The 25,754-nt window shown below is 50.4% G+C and carries 24 protein-coding genes; 9 read left to right on the forward strand and 15 right to left on the reverse strand.

Annotation, left to right across the window (positions count from 1 at the left end; all coding sequences use genetic code 11):
* Positions 1–53 precede the first annotated feature (53 nt).
* Entirely contained in the window at positions 54–785 is a 732-nt protein-coding gene (locus BMY62_RS07455; RefSeq protein ID WP_090658244.1) for a DsbC family protein, read from the reverse strand.
* Between the two features lie 29 nt (positions 786–814).
* Positions 815–1,984 carry a UbiH/UbiF family hydroxylase gene (locus BMY62_RS07460; protein ID WP_090658323.1) on the reverse strand — a complete coding sequence of 390 codons (1,170 nt, stop codon included), beginning with the start codon at positions 1,982–1,984 and terminating at the stop codon, positions 815–817.
* A 134-nt stretch (positions 1,985–2,118) separates the two neighbouring features.
* Here BMY62_RS07460 and BMY62_RS07465 point away from each other — a divergent pair, with 134 nt between their 5' ends.
* The 3 genes from BMY62_RS07465 to BMY62_RS07475 all read left to right on the forward strand — a co-directional run bounded on the left by BMY62_RS07465 (position 2,119) and on the right by BMY62_RS07475 (position 5,923).
* A complete protein-coding gene (locus BMY62_RS07465; protein ID WP_090658325.1) occupies positions 2,119–3,363 on the forward strand; it encodes a lipoprotein-releasing ABC transporter permease subunit in 1,245 nt (414 codons plus the stop codon).
* The gene (gene lolD, locus BMY62_RS07470) at positions 3,356–4,063 is read left to right on the forward strand and encodes a lipoprotein-releasing ABC transporter ATP-binding protein LolD (RefSeq protein WP_090658245.1); all 708 of its coding nucleotides are present in this window, start codon (positions 3,356–3,358) and stop codon (positions 4,061–4,063) included. The genes BMY62_RS07465 and lolD overlap by 8 nt, the downstream gene beginning before the upstream one ends.
* Positions 4,064–4,231: 168 nt before the next feature.
* Positions 4,232–5,923: an ABC transporter ATP-binding protein gene (locus tag BMY62_RS07475; RefSeq protein WP_090658247.1), complete on the forward strand. Its 1,692-nt coding sequence runs from the start codon at positions 4,232–4,234 to the stop codon at positions 5,921–5,923.
* Between the two features lie 308 nt (positions 5,924–6,231).
* Here BMY62_RS07475 and BMY62_RS07480 read toward each other — a convergent pair whose 3' ends face one another.
* Complete coding sequence (locus BMY62_RS07480; protein WP_090658248.1) at positions 6,232–6,447, reverse strand: hypothetical protein; 216 nt, start codon at positions 6,445–6,447, stop codon at positions 6,232–6,234.
* Between the two features lie 208 nt (positions 6,448–6,655).
* On the opposite strand from BMY62_RS07480, the gene BMY62_RS07485 reads away from it, so the two are divergent.
* A complete protein-coding gene (locus BMY62_RS07485; RefSeq protein ID WP_090658250.1) occupies positions 6,656–8,077 on the forward strand; it encodes a dihydrolipoyl dehydrogenase in 1,422 nt (473 codons plus the stop codon).
* A gap of 60 nt (positions 8,078–8,137) precedes the next feature.
* Here BMY62_RS07485 and BMY62_RS07490 read toward each other — a convergent pair whose 3' ends face one another.
* From BMY62_RS07490 to BMY62_RS07510, 4 genes are all read right to left on the reverse strand, one after another.
* Positions 8,138–8,815: a glycine-rich domain-containing protein gene (locus BMY62_RS07490; protein WP_090658252.1), complete on the reverse strand. Its 678-nt coding sequence runs from the start codon at positions 8,813–8,815 to the stop codon at positions 8,138–8,140.
* A 316-nt stretch (positions 8,816–9,131) separates the two neighbouring features.
* Positions 9,132–9,749, reverse strand: a complete 618-nt coding sequence (locus BMY62_RS07500) for a hypothetical protein (RefSeq protein WP_090658255.1) — start codon at positions 9,747–9,749, stop codon at positions 9,132–9,134.
* A 207-nt stretch (positions 9,750–9,956) separates the two neighbouring features.
* Positions 9,957–10,859, reverse strand: coding sequence for a polysaccharide deacetylase family protein (locus tag BMY62_RS07505; RefSeq protein ID WP_090658257.1), 903 nt, complete (start codon positions 10,857–10,859; stop codon positions 9,957–9,959).
* On the reverse strand, positions 10,859–11,731 hold the full coding sequence (locus tag BMY62_RS07510) for a GNAT family N-acetyltransferase (protein WP_090658259.1): 873 nt from the start codon (positions 11,729–11,731) through the stop codon (positions 10,859–10,861). Before BMY62_RS07510 ends, BMY62_RS07505 begins: the two co-directional genes overlap by 1 nt.
* Positions 11,732–11,990: 259 nt before the next feature.
* On the opposite strand from BMY62_RS07510, the gene BMY62_RS07515 reads away from it, so the two are divergent.
* Positions 11,991–12,185 carry a (4Fe-4S)-binding protein gene (locus tag BMY62_RS07515; RefSeq protein WP_090658261.1) on the forward strand — a complete coding sequence of 65 codons (195 nt, stop codon included), beginning with the start codon at positions 11,991–11,993 and terminating at the stop codon, positions 12,183–12,185.
* A 69-nt stretch (positions 12,186–12,254) separates the two neighbouring features.
* Here BMY62_RS07515 and BMY62_RS07520 read toward each other — a convergent pair whose 3' ends face one another.
* On the reverse strand, positions 12,255–12,806 hold the full coding sequence (locus BMY62_RS07520; RefSeq protein ID WP_090658263.1) for a hypothetical protein: 552 nt from the start codon (positions 12,804–12,806) through the stop codon (positions 12,255–12,257).
* Positions 12,807–13,200: 394 nt separating this feature from the next.
* Here BMY62_RS07520 and BMY62_RS07525 point away from each other — a divergent pair, with 394 nt between their 5' ends.
* Positions 13,201–13,953 (forward strand): DUF1194 domain-containing protein, encoded by a 753-nt coding sequence (locus tag BMY62_RS07525; protein WP_090658268.1) that lies wholly within the window; start codon positions 13,201–13,203, stop codon positions 13,951–13,953.
* Positions 13,954–14,200: 247 nt separating this feature from the next.
* Here the strand turns inward: BMY62_RS07525 and BMY62_RS07530 are convergent, their stop codons facing one another.
* Positions 14,201–14,980: an alpha/beta hydrolase gene (locus tag BMY62_RS07530; protein WP_090658270.1), complete on the reverse strand. Its 780-nt coding sequence runs from the start codon at positions 14,978–14,980 to the stop codon at positions 14,201–14,203.
* 113 nt (positions 14,981–15,093) lie between these two features.
* Positions 15,094–15,630, reverse strand: coding sequence for a DUF924 family protein (locus BMY62_RS07535; protein ID WP_090658327.1), 537 nt, complete (start codon positions 15,628–15,630; stop codon positions 15,094–15,096).
* A 307-nt stretch (positions 15,631–15,937) separates the two neighbouring features.
* Between BMY62_RS07535 and BMY62_RS07540 the strand changes: the two genes are divergently transcribed.
* Entirely contained in the window at positions 15,938–16,327 is a 390-nt protein-coding gene (locus tag BMY62_RS07540; RefSeq protein WP_090658272.1) for a DUF4168 domain-containing protein, read from the forward strand.
* Between the two features lie 290 nt (positions 16,328–16,617).
* On the opposite strand, the gene BMY62_RS07545 is transcribed toward BMY62_RS07540, so the two are convergent.
* Entirely contained in the window at positions 16,618–17,358 is a 741-nt protein-coding gene (locus BMY62_RS07545) for a cation diffusion facilitator family transporter (RefSeq protein ID WP_090658274.1), read from the reverse strand.
* Between the two features lie 696 nt (positions 17,359–18,054).
* Between BMY62_RS07545 and BMY62_RS07550 the strand changes: the two genes are divergently transcribed.
* Together BMY62_RS07550 and BMY62_RS07555 are read left to right on the forward strand one after the other, a co-directional pair.
* Positions 18,055–20,211 carry a VTT domain-containing protein gene (locus tag BMY62_RS07550; RefSeq protein WP_090658276.1) on the forward strand — a complete coding sequence of 719 codons (2,157 nt, stop codon included), beginning with the start codon at positions 18,055–18,057 and terminating at the stop codon, positions 20,209–20,211.
* Between the two features lie 64 nt (positions 20,212–20,275).
* Positions 20,276–20,920 carry an endonuclease/exonuclease/phosphatase family protein gene (locus BMY62_RS07555; RefSeq protein ID WP_442753238.1) on the forward strand — a complete coding sequence of 215 codons (645 nt, stop codon included), beginning with the start codon at positions 20,276–20,278 and terminating at the stop codon, positions 20,918–20,920.
* 24 nt (positions 20,921–20,944) lie between these two features.
* Here BMY62_RS07555 and BMY62_RS07560 read toward each other — a convergent pair whose 3' ends face one another.
* The 4 genes from BMY62_RS07560 to BMY62_RS07575 form a co-directional block, all read right to left on the reverse strand.
* The gene (locus BMY62_RS07560; protein WP_090658279.1) at positions 20,945–21,982 is read right to left on the reverse strand and encodes a hypothetical protein; all 1,038 of its coding nucleotides are present in this window, start codon (positions 21,980–21,982) and stop codon (positions 20,945–20,947) included.
* A 71-nt stretch (positions 21,983–22,053) separates the two neighbouring features.
* Positions 22,054–24,264 carry a TonB-dependent receptor gene (locus BMY62_RS07565; RefSeq protein ID WP_090658281.1) on the reverse strand — a complete coding sequence of 737 codons (2,211 nt, stop codon included), beginning with the start codon at positions 24,262–24,264 and terminating at the stop codon, positions 22,054–22,056.
* A complete protein-coding gene (locus BMY62_RS07570) occupies positions 24,264–25,061 on the reverse strand; it encodes a hypothetical protein (RefSeq protein WP_143058769.1) in 798 nt (265 codons plus the stop codon). The genes BMY62_RS07565 and BMY62_RS07570 overlap by 1 nt, the downstream gene beginning before the upstream one ends.
* Before the next feature lie 415 nt (positions 25,062–25,476).
* Positions 25,477–25,599 carry a VOC family protein gene (locus tag BMY62_RS07575; RefSeq protein ID WP_090658285.1) on the reverse strand — a complete coding sequence of 41 codons (123 nt, stop codon included), beginning with the start codon at positions 25,597–25,599 and terminating at the stop codon, positions 25,477–25,479.
* Positions 25,600–25,754 lie beyond the last annotated feature (155 nt).

Consider the following 25,754-nt stretch of genomic DNA (forward strand, 5'->3'; position numbering starts at 1 on the left):
ACAGTTTTACAACCGACTTGTTCGATTTCTATAGGTGTAACACCTGCAAGGTTCTATTGCTGGTCAGCTGTGGCCGCACTTTGCAACCGCTCTTCAATTGCTTCAGCCGGTATCATGCCGCCGACAATGGACCCATCGGCAAAAATTAATGTGGGTGTGCCTGTAACCCTGTTTTCCTGACCTGATCTGACCAGCGTTGGCAGTGGTGTCTCGCAATCCTTGTCTTTTGGCTTGATACCCCTGAGCATAAAATCATCCCAGGCTTTGATTTGGTCCTGTGCACACCAGATCGAGGTGGATAATTCCATTGAACCTCTTAATACCGGATACAGCAGTGTGTAAATCGTTACGTCGGTAATATTCAGCAGTTCTTTTTCCAGTTGCTTGCAGTAAGGACAGTTGGGGTCGGTGAAAACGGCGAGCTTGCGTTCGCCGTTACCCTTGACGATCTTAATGGCAAATTCAAGCGGTAGTGTATCAAGCGGAACCCTGCGTGCTGCCTTGATTTCCTGTAAGCGTTCATTGGTGACGCTGGTTCTCGTCTTGGTATCGACAATGTGTCCAAAGAAAAAATACTCGGCTTTCTCATCGGTATAAAAAAGTTCGCCACCAACCAGGGCTTCATACAAGCCCAGATAAGGGGTTTTACGCAGGCTTTCAATTTTCGCACCTGGAAAATGCGGAGCCAGGGCTTTTCTGACAGCATCTTCATCCGCCAGGGCTGGGCTGGAAAAAAAACAAATTAACAGAATTAAAACGAATTGCTTTAAATGTGCTGCATGCATAATTATTATGGCTCCTTGTAAATTTCAGATTAACTCAGTGCGTGCTGCATCAACCGGTTTTTAATCAAAGGCAGCCGGTCGGTAATCTCCAGGCCTAAATTCCGTAACCGTGCAAGTGTTGGGTCAGGATTGATAAACAGCTTTTGCAGGCTGTCGGTGACCAGTTCCAATGCCAGAATATCTTCTTTGCGCGCACATTCATACCGACGCAGCAGGATAAAATCCCCGATATCGGACTGTAAACCGCGATCATTGAGAACTTTGGCAAGTTTTCGCACATCGCGCAGTCCAAGATTGACACCTTGCCCGGCCAGCGGGTGAATGCCATGCGCGGCATCGCCGACGAGCACCAGCCGAGGCTTGACCAGGCTGCTGACATGGACGAAATTCAGTGGAAATCCGGCCGCCGGCGTAATCAGCTGCAATTCGCCAAGGGTATGTGAAGCGGCCGTTTCGACATGCTGGCAAAGCTGATCAGCCGATAATGCGCGAAGCTCGGCGGCATGTTCCTCGCCGGTCGACCAGACCATGGAAACCCGGTTGCCAGGTAAAGGTAACAGCGCCAGCACGCCATCACGCCTGAACCATTGATGTGCAACATTACGGTGAGGCAAGCTGGTATTGAAATTTGCGACTACGCCGACTTGCTGATAGGGATGGCGTGTAACCTCGATGCCTGCCTGTTGACGTACCCATGAATTGACTCCGTCTGCGCCGACAACCAGCGCTGCGTCTATCTGACGGCCATCTTCGAGTTGTACTTCAGCGTGGGATTCATGCCAGGTGATGGCAGCACACCGTGCCGGACAAATGATCTCCAGACTATCATTTTGTGTTTGTATTGCTGCCCAAACGGCAGCTTGCAGCTGCCGGTTCTCGACAATACAGGCCAGTTCGGCCACGCCGATTTCATAAGCGCTGAAATGAATACACGAACTGCTGTCGTCACCAAAAACCGCCATGTCATAGACAGGTGCAACACGGGATATTTCCATCCACTGCCAGATTGCGTGATCGTGCAAAAACGCAACGCTACCCGGGCTGATTGCGTACACGCGACTGTCCCAGCTTTTATCACCCGGTATGGGTGGCGGTTCCCGAGACTCGATTAGCGCTATTCTCAGTCCGCTGTTCTTTAACGCAGCCACAAGGCTGGCACCCACCAGTCCGCCGCCGATTACGACCATATCAAATTTCATGGAATGATTATACATTTGCTTTGTGCCGGAGTGAAAAAACAAATTACGTTGACCGAACAAGTCAGGCTATCTACTCATTCAGGGCTAATTATGGCACACTTGCTAACTTGACTAATCAGGGCATTTATTTTTTTGTGTCTCCATACGAGCTCTTTATCGGTTTGCGTTACACCCGGGCAAAAAAACGCAATCATTTCATTTCGTTTATCTCACTGATTTCTCTACTAGGTATTACGCTGGGTATGACTGCTTTGATTACGGTCATGTCTGTTATGAACGGATTTCAGAAAGAAGTGCGTGCGCGCATTCTTGGTGTTGCTTCTCATGTGCAAATCAATGGCTTCGATAACCGGCTGTCCAACTGGCAGGCACTGGCTGAAGAGGCATCCAGGCATCCGTCGGTGGAAGGCGCCGCACCTTTTGTCAATGCACAGGGGATGGTGTCCTATGATCAGGTAGTGCATGGCGCAATTGTGCGCGGTATTCTGCCAGATACAGAAAATCACGTTGCCGACTTCTCTGATATGATGGTCAGCGGTGAACTGGAAAATCTTATACCGGGCGATTTCGGCATTGTCATCGGCATGGAACTGGCGCGCAGTCTTGGTGCATTCAGGGGCGACAAAATTGTGTTGATTTCACCGCAAGGGCAGGTGACGCCTGCGGGGATACTGCCGCGGCTGAAGCAGTTTACCGTCGTCGGTATTTTTGAAGCGGGGCATTTTGAGTATGATTCCGGGCTGGTGCTGATCCATATGGCTGATGCACAGAAACTATACCGTATGGACGATCATGTTTCCGGGGTGCGTTTAAAATTAAGTGATATGTTTCTGGCGCCGAAGGTTGTCAACGATTTGATTCATTCGCTGACTGGCCCTTATTATGTTACCGATTGGACGCAGCAACACGCGAATTATTTTCGCGCCATACAGATCGAAAAACGAATGTTGTCGCTGATTCTGGCTTTGATCATAGCCGTGGCGGCTTTTAATATCGTATCGACGCTGGTCATGGCTGTTACCGACAAACAGTCAGATATTGCTATTTTGCGCACGCTGGGTGCGAGCCCTCGCAGCATTATGAAAATATTTATTGTTCAGGGAACATTCATTGGAGTGGCCGGAACCATCCTGGGTGTAACCGGGGGCATCCTGCTGGCCTATAACGTCGGAGAGGTTGTGGCGTTTATCGAATGGATTTTCAGCGTGGAATTTCTGTCGAACGAGATTTATTACATCAGCAAGATTCCAACCGATCCGCAGACAACGGATATTGTCACTGTCGCCGTAGTATCGTTTATTTTGAGTCTGCTCGCGACCATTTATCCGAGTTACCGGGCATCCAGGGTGAATCCGGCGGAGGCGCTGCGTTATGAATGATGCTGTTGGCGCAGCCGGGAGCAACGTTGTAATCGCCTGCCGTCATCTGTTCAAGCAGTTCGATCAGGGAGAACTGGAAGTTTCTGTCCTGAAGGGCGTAGACCTGGAAGTCTACAGTGGTGAAATGATGGCCATTGTAGGGGCTTCCGGTTCGGGTAAAAGCACGCTGTTGCATTTGCTGGGCGGACTTGACAAACCAAGCGGCGGAGAGATCAATATTCTGGGGCAGAATATCGCCGCAATGGATGAATTGACCCGCTGCAGGTTGCGAAATGGTTCGCTGGGATTCATATACCAGTTTCATCATTTGCTGCCCGAGTTTACCGCGCTGGAAAATGTCGCCATGCCTCTGCTGATCAGGCGCATGGCAGTAAACGAAGCACAGGAGCGCGCCGCTGCAGTGCTGCAGCAGGTCGGACTGGGCCACCGGCTGACACATACCCCGGGCGAGCTATCCGGTGGCGAACGTCAGCGCGCTGCCGTGGCTCGCGCGCTGGTCACCGAGCCGGCGTGCATTCTGGCGGACGAACCGACCGGTAATCTTGATCGCCAAACCGCCGAAGCTGTCTTTGATTTAATGCTCGAACTGAATGAAAAAGTGAATGCCAGTCTTGTCGTTGTTACGCACGATCAGCAGCTTGCCGCGCGTGCCAAACGAATCAAACAGCTGATTGACGGCGTGCTGCAGGACGTTACATAAGTTCTATTATCCAGCCTGGCGTATCTGGTTTTTTTGCAACACACCTGCTTCGACTGAATTGACTGTTGTCCGGTTGCAGGCAATAACCGAGCGCTTTCAGGTAAGATAGACAGTTTTATAACTGTTCAATCCATTTCGTTCAAAAACAAACCGTTCTCAAACAAATCAATGCGAACGCTCATTACATATATCATGGTTTTTCCGCGCCGCAGCGCTTTCGTGCTGTTCGCGCTGCTTGTCGCCGGCGTGGCTGAAGGACTCAGTCTGACAGCTTTGTTGCCGCTGTTATCTATCGCAGTCGGTGAATCATCCGGTGAGTCCGGTATCGGCAAGTTTATGGTGGACATTCTCCAGAAAATTGGTATTGAGCCGACGCTTGATATGATTTTGATCATTATCGTTGCCGGAATGTTTACGAAAGGGCTGATATTATTGCTGGCCAACCGTCAGGTTGGCTATACGGTCGCACATGTTGCGACGGCGCTGCGTCTGAGCCTGATCGAAGCTTTGCTGGCCAGCCGCTGGCAATATTATCTGCGTCAACCTGTCGGCTCGCTTGCCAATTCGGTGGCCACGGAAGCGTATCGTGCGGCCAATGGATTTGAGCATAGTGTAATCGTACTTGCGCTGGCTATTCAGGTGCTTGTCTATGCCGTTGTTGCCGTGTTCATATCCTGGGAAGCGACGCTGGCTTCGCTGTTAATCGGTCTTTTTCTGCTGCTCGTTCTGCACCGGTTGGTACGCGCAACCCGTCGTGCTGGCGCGAGTCAGACGCAATTGTTACGCTATCTGCTGGCGTACCTGTCGGACGTATTGAATTCAGTCAAATCTCTTAAAGCCATGGCGCGCGACAATGTCGCCGACGCAATTCTGCACGATCAGACCAAACAGCTGGAAAAAGCCACGCGGCACGAAGTCATGAGCCGCGCAGCGCTGATGGCGTTACAGGAGCCGATACTTGCGGCCATCACCGCCGCTGGTCTGTATCTGGCGCTGGTTATCTGGGAACTGTCGCTGCCCGAGGTGATGGTGATGGTTTTTCTGTTGACACGCATTCTGGGGCTGCTTAACAAAACGCAGCGCAAATATCAGCAGCTCGCCGTGCAGGAAAGCGCCTACTGGGCATTGCGTAAAGCTGCTGAAGATGCCGCAGCGGCTGCCGAGCGCAATTCCGGTACGGGCGAACCCACCCTTGATCAGCATATAGTGCTGCAAAATGTGCAGTTCAGTTATGGTGAAAAATCGATTTTTGATAATTTGAATCTTGAAATTCCGATTCGAACATTTACCGCTGTGACCGGTCCTTCGGGTGTGGGCAAGAGCACCCTGATTGATTTGTTGTGCGGACTGGCGGAACCTGATAGTGGCGAAGTGCTGATTGATGGCAAACCACTGCATGATATCGACTTGCGTAAATGGCGACATATGATCGGTTATGTATCACAGGATACGATCCTGCTGCACGACACCATTGTGAACAACATTCTGGTTGGCGAACCCGCCCTGACTGAAGCTGATGCTGAACGTGCGCTACGCAAGGCGGGCGCGTGGGAATTTGTCAGCGCGCTGCCCGATGGCATGCAGTCGGTTGTCGGTGAACGGGGCGGGATGCTGTCTGGCGGACAGCGCCAGCGTATTGCGATCGCGCGGGCGCTGGCGCATGACCCGGCGTTTTTGATCATGGACGAACCGACCAGTGCACTGGATCCCGAGAGCGAAAAAAATATCTGTGAAACATTACAGCAACTTTCCAGCCAACTGACAATTATCGCAGTGTCGCACCAGCCTGCCGTTATCAATGCGGCAGACAGGGTGTTCATACTGTCACATGGAGAAGCAAAAACGCTGTCACATGGATAGAGTGCAGGAGCGTGTTAACAATGAATGAGCTGTTTCTGCCGGCAATTTTATAGGGTCTTCGCAATGTCGAACAAACCGGGCGTAATCGCGCTGCATGAGCGGTCGGTAACGTTACGCGGGGACATGAGCCTAATTTACAGTTTGTTCCTGAAATGGCGTTATGCTGATTCTATTCGGTGTTCTTTGGAATAATCAAGCAGCGTTTCTCGTAGCTTGGCTGACGCAATTTCACAGACAACAGAAATAATTTACTGAATTGATAGCTTCGCTCTGGCCAGGCGCACTGAGTTATAGCTGTTCGATCGTTATTATTTGCTGTTTTGTATTTTTTTTCGTTCGGAGTCATATACATCATAAGGCATCGCCTGCGGTTGCTGCAGTGGGCGCTGATCAATCCGCGGGTGTATATTGGTTTCCCGTGTTTTCCATCCCTCGTACATATTGCGGTAAAACTGCTCTTTACCGGCGCATCCTGCCGTAATAATGAGAAGTGAGGCCGAGGCAATAATCAAGCGTGTATGCATGTGGTTCCTTTCCGGTTGACTGTTAATGGTTCAAATTGTATGTGAAAAGCATGCCGGTCTGGTATTCTGTTACAAACATGCTGCGTGTGAATGCAACTGATATCACGGTCTGATACCGCGATATTCGTCAGGGAAGTGTTATCAGGATGTTTCATGTCCGTCATTACGACAGGATATTTTTTATACTTTTATGTGATCTATATGAACTATGGCAACTCGACAAGCGGATATTGTTATTATCGGCGCTGGAACAGCGGGTCTGGCCGCGTATAGCGCTGCAAAACATAAAACCCGGAATATTGTTTTAATTAATGAGGGCCATTACGGTACGACGTGCGCCCGTGTAGGATGTATGCCCAGCAAGGTGTTTATCCAGGTTGCCAATGATTATCATCGACGGCATCAGTTGGTAAAACAGGGCATTCATGGCGGCGATCAGTTATTTATCCGGACAGAGGAGTCGCTTCGACATGTCAGATCGATGCGCGATTATTTTGTCAGTTTCGTGATGGAGTCGATTGAGGATATCGGTGAAAACAATATACACGGTAAAGCGCGATTTCTGGAACCCGACACAATTCAGGTCGGCGATCAGACCATTCAGGCCGGTAAGGTCATTCTGGCCAGCGGCTCCGCACCGTTCATTCCCGAACCGCTGAAAGCCATTCGCGAGAAAAACAGAAATAGTGTTTTAACAACCGACGAGCTGTTCGAACAGGAGAGTCTGCCGGAGTCGGTTGCAGTCATTGGAACGGGTCCGCTGGGTCTTGAACTCGGTCAGGCGATGCAGCGGATGGGAGTCGCAACGCATTTGTTTGGCCGTTCGCGCACCGTAGGCGGTTTGACTGATACAGAAGTAATCGAGTACGCCATCAGGACATTTCAGGAAGAGCTGCCGCTGAATTACGCACAGGAACTCTGCTACGAATCGTGTGACGATGAAATCGCCATTTCCTGGCAGGAAGGGCAAGATACCAGGCGTATTCAGGTCAAAACCGTTCTGGCCGCAACCGGGCGACGTCCGAATGTGCGCAACCTGGGGCTTGAAGAAATCGGTGTGCCGTTCACCGATGAAGGCGTGCCGGAATTCAATCCGGAGACGATGCAGATTGCGGATTTTCCAATTTTCATAGCGGGTGATGTTACCGGAGTACGACCGGTTCTTCATGAAGCCAGCGATGAAGGGCGGATTGCAGGTTGGAACTGTGTTAATGAAATTACTGCGTTTCAGCGTCGCACGCCGCTGGCCATTACCTTTTCCGAGCCCAACATCGTGCGCGTGGGCAGACCGCGACGAAAATTGACTGAAGGTGCGTACCATACCGGAGAAGTTTTGTTCGACTCACAGGGGCGCGCGACCATCCAGCAATATAACAAAGGCATGCTGCATATATTTGGTGATAAGCACAGCGGCGTCTTGCTGGGTGCGGAGATGATCGCGCCCGCTGGTGAACATATGGGCCATCTGCTGTCCTGGGCGATCGAGAACAGGATGACTGTTTTTGACGCTTTGGCAGCGCCGTTTTACCATCCGGTAGTAGAAGAGGGTCTGCGCACCTGTTTGCGTGATCTGGCCGAAAAAATCGACCCGAGTCGTCAGGGCCTGGAAATCAGGTTTAAGAGCAATTAGTGGATAAGCAAAGCCATCAATACGTTTTAGCTGTTTTGATTAATACCGCGTGACTGTTGATTAGTCACCGCCGCAACCGCCGCTGCATCCGCTCGATTCCCCTGACTCGCTGAATACTCCACCGCCGGAACTTGACGGTTCCGAGTCACCACCGCACCCCGATGCACAGCCGATATGCGCCGCGCAATAGCCGTTGCCATAGTCCGGCGATGACCTGTCCTGGCAATTAAGTGAATATCGAAAACCGTCTTCGATGTTCAACCTGCTGTCGATGGCAAACAGTAGCGGCAGGTACAGCGGTGCATTCGGATTGATATTCTCTTTTATGCAGGCCAGATGCCAGGCCCGTTTGATACCAGCCTGTGCCTGAGTTGGTGTCCGCATGACTTCAGCGGGTGTATGGTGCAGAAATCTGCCAAGCGCTTTTTTGCAGAAATACTGATAGTTCCGGGTAAACAGGATGAACTCATGCCACGCCACATCCACTACCTGGGAGGGCATCGATACTGTTCTGTATTTGGCCTGATTGCATAGATGAAAATAGTCGCGCAGTGCATCAAAGACAAGATCAATATCATTTTGTGACAGGTGCGGGTATTGTGTGCTGATTTTTCGCGTCAGGCTTGAAGGGAACTGATAATAATCGATAAAATCAAGTTGCCTTGACTGTTTTCCTTTGTAAAAATAATAGACCGCAACGGCTGTAATGCCGGTTAGCGCGATGACTTCAACTGACATGTGTTTATCCCTGAAGATTTGTCACTCTGAAGCAGGATATTGTGCCAGTTACGCGGTGCCTGTTATTGGGAAAAATGCGGGTGAAACAGGCGCTATATGGCATTTGATAAAGTTCGGTAAGAGATGGCGCCAGCCATGTGCTGACACTGGATGTGGTGATCATGCATGTACGCCTGCCAGCAAATTCCAGAGCGGCCATTATGGTGTTACTGTTTGGCGTTACTGTTCAGGGAGCCGGTATCGCTGAGATTGAAAGCGTGTTGCTTCGCCTGGACCGGCCTTTTGGCCGGTCGGCCGGGAATTGTATAGGCTACCGTCAAACGTTACAGGGCATCACACGTATTACTCGTGGATCGTCGGCAAATTCCAGCAATAAACGTCGCACGCGGTCCTGCCAGGCGCTGGCGAAGTCAGACCTCTGCTGATCATCGGCGCAATTCTGCAGGATCGCCATCAGTCGTTCACCTTGAGCGGGGTCGGCGGGTATTGGCGATACATCCAGTGAAACCGCTACGCTGGTATGGTTATCAAGGCGCGTAAATACAATAGCTTCCGTTTCGCGATGTTGTGAGAACGTAAGCAGGCCTTTGCGCCGGAAATGGCCGCGTATTCCTTGAAAACCGTTATGGGCCGCTGCACCTGTAAGCAGTGTCAACACCTGCGCTATGACCCCTGTTGTGCCTTCATCTTCCGGTGCGGGCATGTGCACGGCGATGTTGCCGCGTTCGGCGGGCCCGTCCGGATAGAGCGCGGACAGTGCCGCACGTCCTATCAGAAATGCACCCGCGACCGTCGGGCAGGAATGTCCGGCCAGACGAACTGCATCCTGATAACGATAGTCGAGCAGTCCGTCACGTGCCGCACCCAGTGTAGCGGCAAATGGATCGAACGTGCGTACAACCGGTGCTTCGGCATAAAAATCGGGAAAATTCAAACTGATCTCCTTTGGTTTGGAATTAAATTGAACAGAGCCCGCATACTCGGTTTATCCCGGTCAAGCAGGCAAAAAACGTATATCGCTGTTGGACCATACTGTTTTCGATTTGTAAAATCAATCCGTGTATGGTTCATCCGGTTGATGAACGGGCACACCGTGCGCGGCGGCCGCCAGGTTGCCGTTGATTGATGGCTAAGCAAAAAGCTAGCGCACGACGGGTTGGAATTGGGCCAGCCAGTGCCGGGCGATTTCTTCGCGCCGGCATATCCAGACCCTGTCATGATTCTGTACATAATCGAGAAAACGGCCCAGTGCCATTGCACGTGCCGGATGTCCGCTGATTCTGCCATGCAGACCGACGCTCATCATTTTCGGACTGCGCCCGCCTTCCTGCCACAGCAGGTCGAATGCGTCCTTTAACGACCGGAAAAAATCGTCACCGGAGGCGAATCCGTTCGGCAGCAGGTAACGGGCGTCATTATTGACCAGAGTGTACGGAATTATCAGATGGGGCGGCAATCCGTCGAGCCAGTAGGGCAGGTCATCGTTATAGGCGTCCGAACTGTACAGCAGTCCGCCCGTCTCGCGCACCAGGCGGCGGGTATTGCAGCTGACACGTCCGGTATACCAGCCTACGGGGCCGATGCCACAGATCCGTTCAATGGTTTCAATCGTCAGTACAATATGGCGGCGCTCTTCGTCTTCGGAAATGCCGCGGTAATCCAGCCAGCGGTACCCGTGTCCGGCGATTTCATGTCCGGCCTCGGCGAGCGCACGGCCGATTTCGGGATTGAGCTCCAGCGCCCTGCCCGCGGCAAAGGCTGTCAGTGTCAGTTCGCGTTCGCTGAACAGACGCAGAATACGCCACACACCGGCGCGCGATCCATATTCGTACATGCTCTCGACGCTCAGGTCGCGTTCATTTTCCCGAAGCGTCCGCCCCGGCAGTTCGTGCAGATAGGCCTCCGAGCAGGTATCGCCGTTAAGAATGCACGATTCAGCGCCTTCTTCGACGTTAAGCACAAACTGGACCGCGACGCGTGCATTGTCTGGCCACCGGGGATGCGGAGGATGGGTGCCATAACCGATTAAATCGCGTGCACTCATTAACCCAGCTCGAAAGTTGTGACCCCGAAGATACGTTCATGCGCCAGTTCGGGAGCCGGACCCAGATACATTCGCGCGCAGCCGAACACTTCGATCATACTGTGTTGTTTTACGAATGCAATTGCAGCGGGATTGTTCTCCGGCGCATCGAGATATAGCGGGCCGCCAGCGGCAAATGGTGCCAGACGGGTGTAAAGTGCTTCGACAGTATAGCGGTCATTCGCGAACAGAGGACCGATTTTGCAGCCCTCCAGACAACGCCGTACAACACCATAACCGGCAAGTTTTCCATCGCGCAAACATCCCAGAGCAAGCGCACCCGGCTGGTTGATCCAGGCTTGCAGAAAAGCTGGGCGTGGCGCAGGGAAACATGTGCGGTCAAAATCCAGAACCTGATCAAGCGGCACCGATACCAGCGGGACAATCTCCGCATTATCGTTCAGCACGGCTGGACTATGTTCAGGTATTTCGGTACGAAATCGAATATCGCGATGCGAGAAAACGAAACCGCCTCTGGCATAGTAATCCTGCATTGCGAACACGCCGTCCAGACCGATACTCGCACCAGGGCGCAGACGGGCGAGCAACCTGTCGCGGCGGGCATGCCAGAGGATGTTGCCAAAGCCCCGGCCCCGGTATTCGGGCAGGATGATAAAAAAACCCATAAATCCGAATTCATCCCGATAAGCCGTGATGGCGCCGCCGCCGATCAGACTGCCGTCGTATTCGGCGGCGATAAACGCCTCTGAATCGGCCGCCCAGAAGGGTCCGGCATCGTGAAGGCCTGGATTCCAGCCTTCATGGGCAGCCCATTCGACCAATAGGTCAACTTCGGGTCGTGTCATGTTTCGAATGATCAGTTTGTCCGGCATGTCGATCCTTTCTGGACGTGTTGATGGTTAGTCAGGCACTTTCGCGTTCTGCAGCTTCAAGTATAACGAATGCATGATTTATTTTTCGGGATTCAAGAATAACAATCTGTACTACCGCGGGTCATGCCATACTTTTTTTCCATTCACAGGTTCCTGTAGACTATTCATTGAACACGCTTTGTTTGAGTCGAGGATTGCGCTGTACGCGGTAGACCGGCAATTCTTTTTAGTTGGAGTGACAGGAAGGAGGAAGACGCTGATGAAAGTAACCTACGATGCCAACACCTGCATTCATGCAGGTAACTGTGTGAACAGCCTGCCGGCGGTTTTCAAAGTTGTCGACGGCAAATTCATGATTGACCAGGCAGGCGCAAGCGATGCTGAAATCCGCCAGACAGTGGCCGACTGTCCGTCGGGCGCGCTGCAGGTTATCGAAACCGATACGCCGGGATAGCCCGCACGGGTGTATACCAGAGCGCAATGGCAACTACTATCTGAATGTCCGGCCGGCATGAACGCGCTGTCAATCCACCTCTCTATTGCCCGTTGCCGGTCTGGCATTTCTCAATAGCGTCAGATATTTTTCTGCCAGTTCCGGCTTCCAGTCTTTAAACGACTCCAGGGCCTGAATGGCAGAAGGAATCAATACATTATGCCTCAAGGCCAGCGTTGTAATCGATGCAAAAGCCGCATCGGAAGACGATGTGCCGACCCATGAATGCAATAACGCAGAAGTGGCGATTTTTTCCCGTAGAGCACGGTAGTCGAAATTTGCATCAAGCGGTTCAATTTTGAGTTTTTCCAATAGCGTTTCCGCTACTTCCTTGGAATAGACCGGGTCTCTTTTTCTACCGGTAGCGACTTCCAGAATGTCCGTAAAATGCGTAAATAAACGGATATCGGTTTCCGCGCGGGTGCTTTCGGCCAGACGTTGCTCGGCTCTGAGTTTCAGCCGGTATTCCTTCAGCGCGAGCCATACGCCTGCAGATGTTGAAATGATGCCGGCAAATGATGCGATGGGAATCAGCCAGTCTTTGATATCGTTTGGATCCATATTTTTTTCTGCGGTGATCATACCGGGCACGTCTCCAACAGGAGTGTGACCGCTTATTAATACTCGACACTTTTTTCAATATATCTGTGCGCCCTTGTAACGGATTGTACCAATTTGTGATTCTGTAGGGTATGGCCGGCGCAAGCAGCGGCGGTCAGGCAGCAATATTTCTATTGTGAACATGCTGCGCTGACTCGTGGATTTATTGGCTGAATAGTAGTATAGGGCCTGACTGCAGGCACCGTGCCGAGTGTCGGAATTATTTACAGATCAAAAACAGGAAAAACTGGCTGTTTGATTAAGTTTATGAGTTTTAGAGAAAAAACAATGTAGGCATGATATTTGCTTGGGTGTAATTGTACTGTGTACATTCAAGTTTGATTTATAAACGAACAATAAATAAGAGGTGTTTATTATGAAAAAAATAACCAAAAGTGCCCTGGCAGCAATACCGCTGCTGATGAGTTCTTCTTTTGCTTCAGCCGTACTGGTTGATTCGGAGTTATCGCTGGTCATCGATGTATCGGGCAGTGTCAGTACCAGTGAATACAACCTGATGATGGATGGGTACGCCAATGCTTTTCGTGATCCCGTCGTCCAAAACAATATTCTGACTAATGGCACCAATGGCGCAATAGCTGTGAATGCAATATTCTTTGCATCAAGCGCATTCACCACCAGCCTGGATTCCTACACGCTGCTGAATTCAGTTGCCAGTATCAATGCGTTTGCCGATACGCTGGACAATTTCGGACGTCCTGGCAGTGGCGGGACAACCATTTCAACCGGAATGAACAAGTCGTTATCCACGTTGACCGGGAATAACGGCTTTGAAAGCACCAACCTGATCATGGATGTATCAGGTGACGGTACTTCTAGCATAAGCTCTACCCAGGCGGCGCGTAACGCAGCCGCAGCTGCAGGTGTTACAGTCAACGGGATCACTATCGGTTCGCAAGGCATTAATACTTTTTATAATAACAACGTGATTACCAATGACGGATTCTCGCTGCATGCGAACAATTTCAATGATTTCGCGGAAGGCGTTAAGCAAAAATTGCGTATCGAAACACAGACAAATCCGGTACCTGTGCCAGCTACATTGGCGCTGCTCGGTTTGGGATTGTTTTCAATGGTGGCAATTCGCCGTAACCGTAAAGAAAGTTAAGCAGTCGGTTAGCTGATAGTGCATGAAGACGAATCCAGAAACTTCAGCACGTTCAGCTCTAGATATAGTAGCGCCGGGGACAGCATATTTATAGCCAGATAAATACGCTGTCCCAATACGTTATGCACTTTTCTTTTGAACTGGTACCTCAAACTATAGTCTGCCCTCATTCGTTTATTTCGCTGCTGTGAAAATAAACATCATGTATTAGAAAACGTTGTTTTCAATGTTGGTGCTGATTGGTGTCTCACTTTGTATACGCACATGCAGTTGCAGAAATTCTGGCAAGCTCGTTAGCAATGACCCGAAGGTTTTCTGGCTCGGACAGCCTGTGGCCCGCTTCATCGATCAATACGACGCGTGTATCGGGGCCTTTGAAGGCGGCTGCCGTATCACGGGCTTTTTTCCACGACACATCGGCATCCTGCTTGCCGTGAATCAGTACAAGCGGTACCTGTATCTCGTGTAGCTTGTCCAGAACGGCCTGCCGTTCTCCATCCTCCAGAAGGGCGCGGGTGACGATATACGGGGTTTCTGCATAGGCGCTTGGCAGTTCCAGGTATCCGGTACGCGTCAGTGACGCGCGTTCCGGTGATGTCATTCGGTTTTTTATATCCCGCGTGAAATCAGGAGCCGCGGCAATGCCGATCACACCCTTGACATGCGCAGGCCGTTCAAGCAAAAGACGCAAAGCGATCCATCCGCCCATGGAGGAACCGACCAGCACGACATCACGCCGGGTGAATACATGATCAATGATGTCGACTGCATCCTGCTTCCACGATCCGACCGTGCCTTGCTCGAATACACCGCTGGAACTTCCGTGACCGCCATAATCAAAACGCAGGTAAGCCTGACCGCTTTGCGCGCAGATCTGTTCCAGAAAGTGCGCTTTGGTTCCATTCATGTCAGAGCGGAATCCGCCCAGAAACACGATGCCGGGTGAAGTGTTTCGATCCGTTTTTCCGGGCGTTAGACAATAGGCGATACGAGTGCCGTGCGGGGAGTCGTAGTAAGACAGGTGCATGTCGTTTTTCGGCAGTGACCGTTTTAACCGGACAGAAGTTTACAGGGCGACAATGAAACAGGACAAGCCTGTTTGCACTGACGCTGTTTCTATTTGTGGCGCATTTTCCATGTTCAAAAACGAGAACCGGGTTGTTTGAGAAACGCTGTTTCTTCGGCGGTCGAATCCCGATCAAGTATTCGGTTTCGGTGCGGATACCGGCCGAAACGATCGATAATTCTCTTGTGGCGCAGTTCGAATGTATAGCTTTTATCAGGTGTGAACGTGCGAAAGAGTGCTTCCGCCTGATGATGAATGAATCTGGATTCGCTATGCATATAGGGCATGAGCAGAAAACTGCATTCGACCCGCGAGAGTGTTTGCTGCGTATTGCAAGCGACGGCTTCCTGTGCCAGCACAAGCGCTATCGGGTCCTGCGCGAATGCGCGAGGTGTGTTTCGATAGATATTGCGTGAGAATTGGTCGAGAATAATGATTTCCGCAAGCCTGCCATTTGTGTGGCATCTCCAGCTCGATAATTCACACTGTGAAGCACGCTGGTGCAAGCTGAGAAATCGCGTGCGAATCAATTCGTCGAAAGCAGGTTCCGCCGTCCACCACATTTTTGGATCGATCTCATCGAACCAGAATTTTAATACTGCATCAAACATTAACAGATTCCGCAGGACTGAACAGTTGTTGAAAGCCGGCAGCAAAGCGGGTGCCGTAATGCCCCATCATACATGATTGTATGATTGCAAGAACCGGTATAACTGGCAATCTGCAGCTATCGGCTGGTTGTCGCGGTTGACGTTGACAGGCATACGAATATGAAAGCAGTACGGTCGAATCATTCAGGCAGTTGGTTTGAATATACCTTGATTATCTGTTAGGGTGGACGCGGAGCAGGTCAACAATTGAAACAGTTTCAATTGTTGACAGGCTTGGTAAATTTTAAATAAAACATAGGAGTTATGCATGCATAATAAATGGACGAACAGTATAGTCGCGGCTTGTATCTTCAGCATTCTTTGCTTCACGCCTGCCATTGCCGAGGATCAGGCGGGAGCTGGAGCAGTTTCGGCCACGTACAGTAATGAAGAACTCAAGTCTTTTATTATGGCAAATGCGGAGCTGTATCAGTTGCAACAGCAGGCTTTCACTCAACTGCAGGGTATTGACTCTGATCAGCAAAAGCAGGAAGTGCTGGAGACCGCCAATCAACAGATGTTGCTTGTGCTTCAGCAGGTTGGGCTGACTGCTGATGAGTACAATGCTATGGGTCAAACTATCCAGTCAGATGTGCAACTGCAGGAGAGAGTCCAGACGATAGCATCAGACCTGTTCAAGCAGCCAGGGCAGCAATAAACTGCTACAGACCGCAATTTTATCAGCCAGAAAAAATTATCGGGCAGTACCGGTCGAATGGTTATACTGTTCGATAATTCAGGCACGTTTTATTCCATTCCGGTTTCAGCGCACTAATTGTCAGCGCTCATCAGCCAGCTTGCTATCAATCGGATACGAAGTATGCAATTGAACCCGGGTTATTCGGTATTTTCTGGCGGGCATTTATCATTTGCCGGGTCACAGTTGCTGCCTTTGAGTTCTATTTCCAGCGTGGAATGGTTTTTTTAAAATTGATCATACAGACGCTGTTAGAGTATTGTCTTGATGTGCTCAATATCCGGTAAAGTACGCTGCTTGATGACCACATGCGCTTCCAGCGCGCTGTGGTGTTCGTCAAGCTGCCAGATATATACATGGTGAACGCTTTCCACGCCATGGACGTTTTCCATTTCGGAAATGACGTTCGAAATTGAAAGCTGCGCCGGTGTTCCTTCCATCAGCAGATGAATGGTTTTGGGCAGCGTTGTAATATTCTGCCATAACACATAGCCTGCAATGATCAGCGTTAGTACCGTATCCGCCCAATACCAGCTATGCAGCAGTATCAGCGTACCGGCGACGATGACACCGATCGAAGCCAGCACAGCGGTGATGATATTCACAATAAGCGCAACCGTCGCTACAATAATCACCGTCCAGTCCTCGATTACCTCCGGTTTTATCAAACGCCGGAGCGCCTCATAGACCAGATAGAGCCCGACAATGATCAGCATGACCAGATTGATGAGTGCTGCGATTACTTCGGCGCGTTTGTAGCCGAAAGTTTTGTATTCATCCGCCGGCTTATTTCCGATTTTACGAGCAACAAGCGCGACACCGAGCGATGCGGCATCGCTCAGCTTGTGGATCGCATCGGCAATCAGTGACAGACTGCCTGAGAGGATACCGCCGATAATCTGTACAAACGTTAGCAGTACATTAACCGAAACTGTAATGAGCAGTCGACCGTCACCCAGATTGTCTGTTCCATGATCATGTCCCTTACGCAAAAAAACAGGTAAACAAGTTCAAATGGTATTCAACGAACGCTGCGGCAAAGGCTTTGGGGAGTAGCAGATCGTAGTCGGCACAGTGACGGTCAGTCTCGTGGTAAGTTGTTGAAATGCCCTTTTTCTGATTCCTTCGTTGCTCTATTTGTTAACGATTAACTGCAATAATGAGGCATATAGCAGTTAAACTGTCTCCGTGCGTTTGTAGTTGCCTCGCATGACTGTTCATTGCCGGTTGCTGCCCCGGGTTTTACTATAAAATAATTTACAACACTAGTACTTCAATATGATATTGCCGGGTTCAGTGATCTTGTCAGTGTTCATGGCAAGGTGTGTTTTGCAGGAAATAGTCGTTCTATTACCAAAGGACACAACGCAGCCCATGGACGCTGACAAGCTCACCCACAGGGCGTTACCGTGGTGTCCTGCAGCTGCGTTACAGTACTTGAAAAGGGAACAACCCTTTCCCGCGTACTGTGCCTTGCTCCATAACACCACGGCAACGCTGTACCTGGCAATATCATATTGATAGAGTACTAGGTGTAGAAAAAAGCAGTTGTAAATCAAATGATGCAGATGAACTCAATGATAACGATGACCTCACAATTTTTGCTTCAGACAAATCAGCCGTAGAGCCGGCCACCGAAACAAACAAATGTTCAATTTTTCTGTTTTAAGGGTTAAGGAAACTATCGTATGGCGTCCATTTTAAAAACCGGCTGGAATTGCTGGCGCATGGAGCAGGTTGACCGGTTGCGTTTTCTTATCGACGGCGCTGATTACTTTGCCACCTTGCGCGCGGCCATGAAAAAAGCGCAGCACACGATTTATATATTAAGCTGGGATATCAACAGCCAGCTGGAACTGGTACGCGATGCGGGTGACGACGGTTACCCGGAAAAACTGGGCGAGTTTCTCAATGCGCTGACGGACAAAAACCAGAATCTTAACATTTATATACTGAACTGGGATTTTGCCATGATATACAGTGTGGGTCGCGAATGGTTCCCCATTTATCAACTGGAATGGAAAACGAATTCGCGAGTGCATTTTTGCCTGGATGATTACCAGCCTGCAGGGGCCTCACAACATCAAAAAGCCGTGATTATCGACGATACGCTTGCGTTCATCGGTGGGCTGGATCTCACTTTGGGGCGGTGGGATACGCCGGACCATGACCCGGATAACCCGAAAAGAGACGGTGCAGACAAAACTGTTTTCAGACCATTTCACGATGTCCAGTTGATGTTGGAAGGGGACGCGGCAGCAGCCTTGGCTGAACTGTTTCGTGAGCGCTGGAAATGGGTGGTTCACGAGGATCTGCCATCGGTCGACAACAGCGGAACGGATAACGGTAAGCCAGCGGGTATCTGGCCTGAAAATACGCCTGTCGACATAACGAACGTTACGGCGGGCCTGGCGCGGACCAGCTGTGCCTTCAGACAGCAGGGCGAAGTGCGCGAAATACTCAATTGTTATCTGGATGCAATCGACTCGGCAAGGCGATATATCTACATTGAAAATCAGTATTTTACTGTGCCTTCAATTGCAGAGGCGATGCAGCGCAGCCTGGAAAAAGCCCAGGGGCCTGAAATTGTGATTGTGCAACCGAGAGAGACCGATGGCTGGCTGGCGCGAATGACGATGGACGTGCTGCGAATACGATTGATAGAGCAATTGCAGGCGCATGACAAACACGATCGCCTGAGAGTTTATTATCCCGATGGCCCTGGTCTGGCTGAGTTTCCTATCAATGTGCATGCCAAAATCCTGGTTGTTGATGACAGGCTGGTCGCTGTCGGTTCAGCCAACCTGAACAACCGGTCAATGAGTTTGGACAATGAATGCATGATCATCATCGACGCCGAATCCGATGACACACTGAGGCAAAGCGTCTCCGCTTTTCGTAACCGCCTGCTTGCGGAACACTTGTCATGTTCGCCTGACCAAATGCAGGATACGTTGAATCAGACGGATTCGCTCATCGCTGCCATCGAAAAACTGACCGATAACCGTGACAGACATCTGGAGAAGCTGCCGATGGATCTGGCGAAGGACGTAGACCAGGTTGTTCCTGACACAGAGATTGCCGATCCGGAAGAACCACTGGAACCGGAGCTTTTTGTAAACCGGATTCTGCCGGAAGCACCCGAGAAATCGATTAAATCGAGAATCGCGAACTGGTTATGGATGGTTGGCACGCTAACGCTATTGTCTGCGTTATGGCACTGGACGCCGTTGAGCAGCTGGATTGATCTGCAACCAGTATCGGACGCAATGACCGCGATTCGGAGAGTGCCTGCATTGCCGGTATGGATAGTGGCCGGATTTGTACTGATAGGATGTACCCGACTGCCAGTTTCACTGTTTGTCGTGATGGCTGTCACAATTACCGGGTTGATGCAGGGTCTTGTCTGCTCACTGGTGGGTGGCCTGCTCAGTGCATTACTGGTTTACCATGCCGGTTCGCGAATGAGCAAGGGTACGGTTCGCAAACTGGCAGGATCAAAACTCAACAGTATCAGTAACAAGCTTGCACAGCATGGTGTAATCAGTATTGTGGCCGTCCGCATTATCCCTGCGGCTCCTTTTTCATTGACCAACCTGGTCGCCGGTGCTTCGCATTTCAATTTGCGCGATTTTCTTGCCGGCACGGCGGTTGGCATGATACCGGGACTGTTCATTGTCTCGCTCATTACAGAGCGTGCGCTCGCCTCGATTGCGCAACCGTCGCCGGAGAATCTGGCCGGGCTCACGCTGACTGTCGCCATTGCCTTCACCGCCGCGTACTTTCTGATGAGCTGGATCAGGCGCAAAACGTGCGCTCCTGAAAAGCACAGGAACCATCAGTAACATATTAATCACAGGTGCTGACATCACTACACTGACACTTGCCACCTATAACATTCATCGTTGTATCGGAACCGACGGCAGATACAGTTTTGAGCGCGTTCTGAACGTCATCAGAGAGCTGGATGCCGACATTATCGCGCTGCAGGAAGTTGAAACCCGGCGCGGGGGGATCAATCAGCTTGAGCAACTGAGCAGGCATACCGGAATGAAGGCCATTGCGGGTATTACCATGTTCAGCGAGTATACGCACTATGGCAACGCGCTGCTGTCCCGGCTTGAAATCGAAGAACTGCACCGCGAAGATATCAGTATCAATGGCAGGGAGCCGCGGGGTGCTATTTATATCAAGACAAGGCTGGGGAATGTCAGCATTCAGGTCGTTGCAACTCATCTGGGCCTGATGCCCGGCGAACGCCGTGCGCAGGTCAAGCAACTGCTGAACATATTCGACCGCAAGTCTGCTGATATTTCCATCCTGATGGGTGATTTGAATGAATGGTATTTATGGGGCCGTCCGCTTCGATGGCTTCACAGGCATTTCAGCAAAGCCACCGCGCGGGCCACTTTCCCATCTCAGTTTCCACTGCTGGCGCTTGACAGAATATGGATAAAACCCCGGTCATGCCTGCGTTCAATGACCAGTTACAAGACAGCAATAACCAGAAGAGCGTCCGACCATTTGCCGTTGAAAGCAGAGTTGATTATCTGACTGCGGTCGTATTTTGTCAGTCAATCAAAAGCCGGCTTGTGCGGCCAGTGCATCAAATTGTCCGAGTGAAATTATACTGGTGCCGAACTCGCCACCGACTGCAAAGATATGATTATCCTTCACGGCCACACAAACACCGTTCTGGTAGCAACGCGCATAATAACCGGATGCTATGAATGACGTTGACGCATGTGGAAAAAGGGCAGGGTGGTTAGACTCCGCCCATGTAAACAGGCTGTCTGCCAGAGCGGTATCGGTATTTGATTGCAGCACACGTCCCGCTACGGCTTGCTGGAAATCTTCAAGGGCCAGGCCGTTATTAAACATAATCCATAATATATCAGAAGGCTCTGGAAATGATTCCGTTGTCAGCCTTAATTCAACCATATACGCGCCAGCCGGAGCAGCCGAATTTCCATCGGCCGTCTCAATGATCCAGTCGAGATGTGTATGCAGGGAACCGTCGGAACGGATCTCACCGACAATCAGGGATGATGCGCCTTCGATGCCGTGTCGATTGAACAGGGTAAATCCCTCGACCGTTTCAGGGATACAAAATACCTGTCCGCAGTCCTGATCAGGCACCAGATCCAGGCCACCTGCCAGCCGCACCTGTATGTTATCCGGTGCCAGCGTCCATTGGCGTTTATCGGTACTCCAATAACTTAAGTGGCCGCTTGCCAGATATCTGACCCTGTCCCCGGGCGTCATGTCTCCTTCCAGGCCCTCAAAACCGGGGCTGTCAATGGCGGTGCGGTCAGGAAAGATAATAAATTCGGACACATAAATCGGGATACCGGTCAGTTTGTCGATAGGCATTTGCGCGGCAGGCAGACCAAGCGTTTCCGGTCTTACCAGGCTGCACCCTTTTTCAGGTTGGCAGAAACTTGTTTGCACGCGCTGGTCGGCGATTTTAACCTCTATATGCTGATGCAATTCGCCGGCGTGCAGGCCAGCCGGGTACAAAAAAAAGATACCGGCAATTGTGCCTGTAACGATACTGCACAGCCTGAAAAAAGCAGGTGACGTAAATATTGTGGGAAGAATGTTAAGTGAGATCATTGTGTAATGAAATAAATGTTAATAAATTGATGTATCCAGTCGACAAGAAACGCTTTCATATTGATAGAGTACTAGAATGTTGCGCTCATTCCTATCAGGGCGCTGAAACCCGCCTCGGGTGCGAAATTTCGCAGAAATGAAGTTGAGTTTCTTATTGTCCTGTCCGTCATATTTGAGAGTTTTGCGAAAAAAAGGATTTTCCTGTAGTCAGACATATTCCAGTCATAAGACAAATTCAGGTCCAGTCGATGATAACCTGGCGTTTCGGTTTCCAGATTGCCGGGTTTGTCTTGACGCAAGGCATGGGTATAACGTAATCCGCCTCGCCACTGTGCCCACTGAAAACCTATCTCACTGCCGAACCGTAATGGCGGTAGCCGGGGCACATCTCCCAGCGCATCATTCTTGAACCATCCCCGTACATAATCAGAAAACAATGTTAAGTAAGGATTGAAAGGCAGGCCCAGACGTGGTTGGGCAGTAATCTGGGCTTCGTAGCCTGCAAAATTTGCAGTGTTGGCCTCATAGCCAAAAACCGGCAGACAGTTTCGTAGGTCCGCGCAAGTCAATTGAAATCGAGGTGGATCAGGTGCAAAATTAAAAAAGAAATTCTGGTTTTCCAGGTAAATAAAATCCTGTATCGATTTGTAATAGCCGTTGGCCTGCATTTGAATCTGGTTTCCTGAAAAGCGCAGACCGAGTTCATAGTGGTTTGTCTGCTCTGCGTCAAGGTTAAGGCGCCCGATTTCAAAGCTGCGGGTTGCAAAATGCGGCCCTGATGCGAACAGTTCCTGGATGTCCGGTGCGCGCTGGGCGCGTTGCCAGTTTAAATACATTGTTGTTTTGGGGAGGATCTCGTAATTCAGGCTTGCTGCAAGCGAGTATGTGAGAAAATTCAGCCTGTCCGGCAGGGGCAATTCTGATGGAATGCCTGCCAGCCTGATTCCACTGCTTAGGGGATTTGTAGTTTGATGTTCGATACGGGCGCCCATTTCGAAATCGAGGCGGTCAGTGATAAATACAGTTTCAGTGATAAAAAAGCCCAGCGCATTGACATCCGTAGCAGGGGTGAACGTTTCAATTCCGGTCGCCGTAAAAGCACGATTCTGCCATTGCATACCGAAGGTCCCGTCGAGCCATTCTCCTTTTTGATGGTTCATTTCAAACCGTGATTCCCAGACAGAGTTTTTAAAACGCGTCAGTGAAGCGCTTTTGTCTGCGACGCTTTTATCAAAGTCCTTATGATCGTAGTCGATATGGCTCAGTTTTGCGCTTATCCTGGGTACTGACGACCAGAAGGTTTTCCACACGCCGTCCAGGTCATAACGGCGCTGCGACATATCTATCCTGATGGCTTCGTGTGCGATGCTTCCTGGCTCGGTATGACCCGGAACGCCGGGCGGTATGCCGTAGTTTCTGACCATTTCATGATAACTTCCGCCTATATGGCCATGCCTGCCAATCAGCGAAATCCCAGCAGAGCCGCCCTGGCTGCTGGCATTGCTGTTTTGAATGACATTGAAACTGTTTGTACTGGGTTCGACCTGGAATTGCTGGCGGATTGCCGCTTCATCTAAAGCAGCCCCGGGAATATGCGTGTTATTTGATGCGCGATGAAAATAATCGAGATGAATTGCAAGCATCCGCTTACCGATATCAATGCCAATCATTCCGGCTTTATCGGCTGAATTATGATCATAGCGAAAATCCATACGGCCTGCGGCGCCGTTCAGAGGAATCTTTTCCGGAATTCGTCGGTGCTGAATATCGACCATTCCACCTATCGCATTGCCGCCGTATCGCAAGGTCGCAGGACCTCTCAACACGGTGACGCTGTCAGCCAGCATGGTTTCAAAAGCGATAGCCAGGTCGGGGCTCAGCGAAGAAAGATCATGCGTTCCGATACCGTTTTGCATGACTCTGACGCGTGGGCCGCTCATTCCGCGAATGACAGGCTGGCCCACACTGGGGCCATAGGACAGATTATTGACGCCTAGTTCCCGCTCCAGCGTTTTACCCAGCGTCTCTCCTGTGTGAACACGCAACTCCCGGCTGTCCAGTTTTTGCGTCGGGTCAGCAGGCATGGAGACCGCTTCGATGGTAATGGTGTCAAATGTGACAGGCGCTCCCGGGTTGATCGCGGTTGCGGTTACAACACCGGACTGGTTCTTGTTTTCCGGTTTTTCTTGCGTATCTGGATCAGCTGCAAATACCGTTGGTAAAAAAAAAACCATCAGGCCTGCCAGCGATAAAATTCGGGAAAGGAATTGCATCGTCCGCATTACAGCCCCGCGCTTTCATAAAAAGCATTTATCGGACCGTGTTCGGTAATACCGCCAAAAACACCGCCGGTAGTGTAGATCTTGCCATCTTTGCTGCCGAGACAAACGGTGTTGTTATAACAGCGTGCATAGTAGCCAAATAAAAAACGACTGCCAGCGGTGTGCGGGAACAGCTCGATAAATTGTGACTCTGCCCAGTCAAATAACGCATCCATACGGTTGTAATCGTTCAGCTCGATTTCCGGCGTGACTTTTAGCGCCTCAGATAGTGCCAGCTTGTCAAAACCTGCCTGGGCATTGATATGAAAAGTCAGCGCAAATGGCACAGAGGGTTTGTAGAGAATGGTCTCACCGGTTTCGTCAAAACCGAGAATATTGATGAAAACCATATAGGCGCCGTCGTCGGGTAATGACTCGTCTGTTTTTTGTATTTTGAAGACCGGATGCGCTTCGAAGCTGCTGCTGGTTGTCAGATTTGTAATAAAACCCTGTAATCCCGTTCCTGTTTTGTCAGTCACTGTGTTCTCGACCGACAGACGGCTGATAACCAGTTGCTCGTCAAAGCCTTCCTGCAGCCACTGTAAATCTGTTTCGGACCATTTCAGCAGGGTACTTTCTATTTGGTAGCTGATTATTCCGCCCTGATCGAAGCCCGACCCGGTGAATCCGGCATCGCCCATGCGATAAGGGGTGAGCGAATCGGTAAAATTAATGACAAATGTCGTGTGATTACCCAGCGTTCTTCCTTGGCGCATGGTATCGACTTCAATTTTTCCGTCGCGCCATAGAAAGGCCATATTCGGTTCACCCTCGTGCGTGAAAGCTGCCGTGTTGCAAAGAAGCAAAAAGAATCCCGTAATAAATAAGATGAATCGGTGCACGTGTTGATACTCCGGAAGTTTCTTTAAGATATGTTTTTCGATAGACCCGGATAATGGGCTGAAGTCAATCGAGACAAACAACTTGGGCTACCGTCATCCGTGAATCTGGAATAGTATTTGAGCGGAAAGCTGAATTCAATGCGACAAATTGTCGCAGGCAGGATTGCAGGCAAAAGCTGGTTGATATGTATGTCACCGCATCGACACTAGAAAATTGACAGGTTCTGAATCGATATTAATACATAGCGGTGACGTGCCAATACAGTGGCTTGACGTTTAATACGGGTGTAATCTGCTGTTTCGTCAGATATAAGCGACAGATTTTGGGTTTTCATCGCATGACGGTACTGATAATCCGTGAATTGTCGAAAACTGTAGTGTGAAACTCGGCCGCCAGTCTGGCTTCGGTATCGAACCACAGATGCGGTACGATTTTGTATTCAATGGTCGCCATCGTGTCCCTCCCAAATGACTATCGGTTATTGTACCGGCGCGACGGTTGGACGGTTGATTGGTAGTACTTATGTGCCAGTCATGGCACGCATGTTTTATTGAGTATTTTTTGCAGTGATGAACACAGCCCGGGAACATCGCCTTTGAGAGATGGTT

It is taken from the genome of Nitrosomonas marina (assembly GCF_900111605.1).
Lineage (GTDB): Bacteria > Pseudomonadota > Gammaproteobacteria > Burkholderiales > Nitrosomonadaceae > Nitrosomonas > Nitrosomonas marina_A.

Coding starts and splice junctions, on each gene's coding strand:
- BMY62_RS07460 (WP_090658323.1), bottom strand. CDS start 1,984: ATGAAATTTGATATGGTCGTAATCGGCGGCGGACTGGTGGGTGCCAGC.
- BMY62_RS07480 (WP_090658248.1), bottom strand. CDS start 6,447: ATGCATACACGCTTGATTATTGCCTCGGCCTCACTTCTCATTATTACG.
- BMY62_RS07530 (WP_090658270.1), bottom strand. CDS start 14,980: ATGCACCTGTCTTACTACGACTCCCCGCACGGCACTCGTATCGCCTAT.
- BMY62_RS07510 (WP_090658259.1), bottom strand. CDS start 11,731: ATGCCGGACAAACTGATCATTCGAAACATGACACGACCCGAAGTTGAC.
- BMY62_RS07505 (WP_090658257.1), bottom strand. CDS start 10,859: ATGAGTGCACGCGATTTAATCGGTTATGGCACCCATCCTCCGCATCCC.
- BMY62_RS07575 (WP_090658285.1), bottom strand. CDS start 25,599: ATGGCGACCATTGAATACAAAATCGTACCGCATCTGTGGTTCGATACC.
- BMY62_RS07455 (WP_090658244.1), bottom strand. CDS start 785: ATGCATGCAGCACATTTAAAGCAATTCGTTTTAATTCTGTTAATTTGT.
- BMY62_RS07565 (WP_090658281.1), bottom strand. CDS start 24,264: ATGCGGACGATGCAATTCCTTTCCCGAATTTTATCGCTGGCAGGCCTG.
- lolD (WP_090658245.1), top strand. CDS start 3,356: ATGAATGATGCTGTTGGCGCAGCCGGGAGCAACGTTGTAATCGCCTGC.
- BMY62_RS07515 (WP_090658261.1), top strand. CDS start 11,991: ATGAAAGTAACCTACGATGCCAACACCTGCATTCATGCAGGTAACTGT.
- BMY62_RS07535 (WP_090658327.1), bottom strand. CDS start 15,630: ATGTTTGATGCAGTATTAAAATTCTGGTTCGATGAGATCGATCCAAAA.
- BMY62_RS07490 (WP_090658252.1), bottom strand. CDS start 8,815: ATGTCAGTTGAAGTCATCGCGCTAACCGGCATTACAGCCGTTGCGGTC.
- BMY62_RS07570 (WP_143058769.1), bottom strand. CDS start 25,061: ATGGCCTTTCTATGGCGCGACGGAAAAATTGAAGTCGATACCATGCGC.
- BMY62_RS07560 (WP_090658279.1), bottom strand. CDS start 21,982: ATGATCTCACTTAACATTCTTCCCACAATATTTACGTCACCTGCTTTT.
- BMY62_RS07550 (WP_090658276.1), top strand. CDS start 18,055: ATGGCGTCCATTTTAAAAACCGGCTGGAATTGCTGGCGCATGGAGCAG.
- BMY62_RS07520 (WP_090658263.1), bottom strand. CDS start 12,806: ATGATCACCGCAGAAAAAAATATGGATCCAAACGATATCAAAGACTGG.
- BMY62_RS07485 (WP_090658250.1), top strand. CDS start 6,656: ATGGCAACTCGACAAGCGGATATTGTTATTATCGGCGCTGGAACAGCG.
- BMY62_RS07475 (WP_090658247.1), top strand. CDS start 4,232: ATGCGAACGCTCATTACATATATCATGGTTTTTCCGCGCCGCAGCGCT.
- BMY62_RS07525 (WP_090658268.1), top strand. CDS start 13,201: ATGAAAAAAATAACCAAAAGTGCCCTGGCAGCAATACCGCTGCTGATG.
- BMY62_RS07540 (WP_090658272.1), top strand. CDS start 15,938: ATGCATAATAAATGGACGAACAGTATAGTCGCGGCTTGTATCTTCAGC.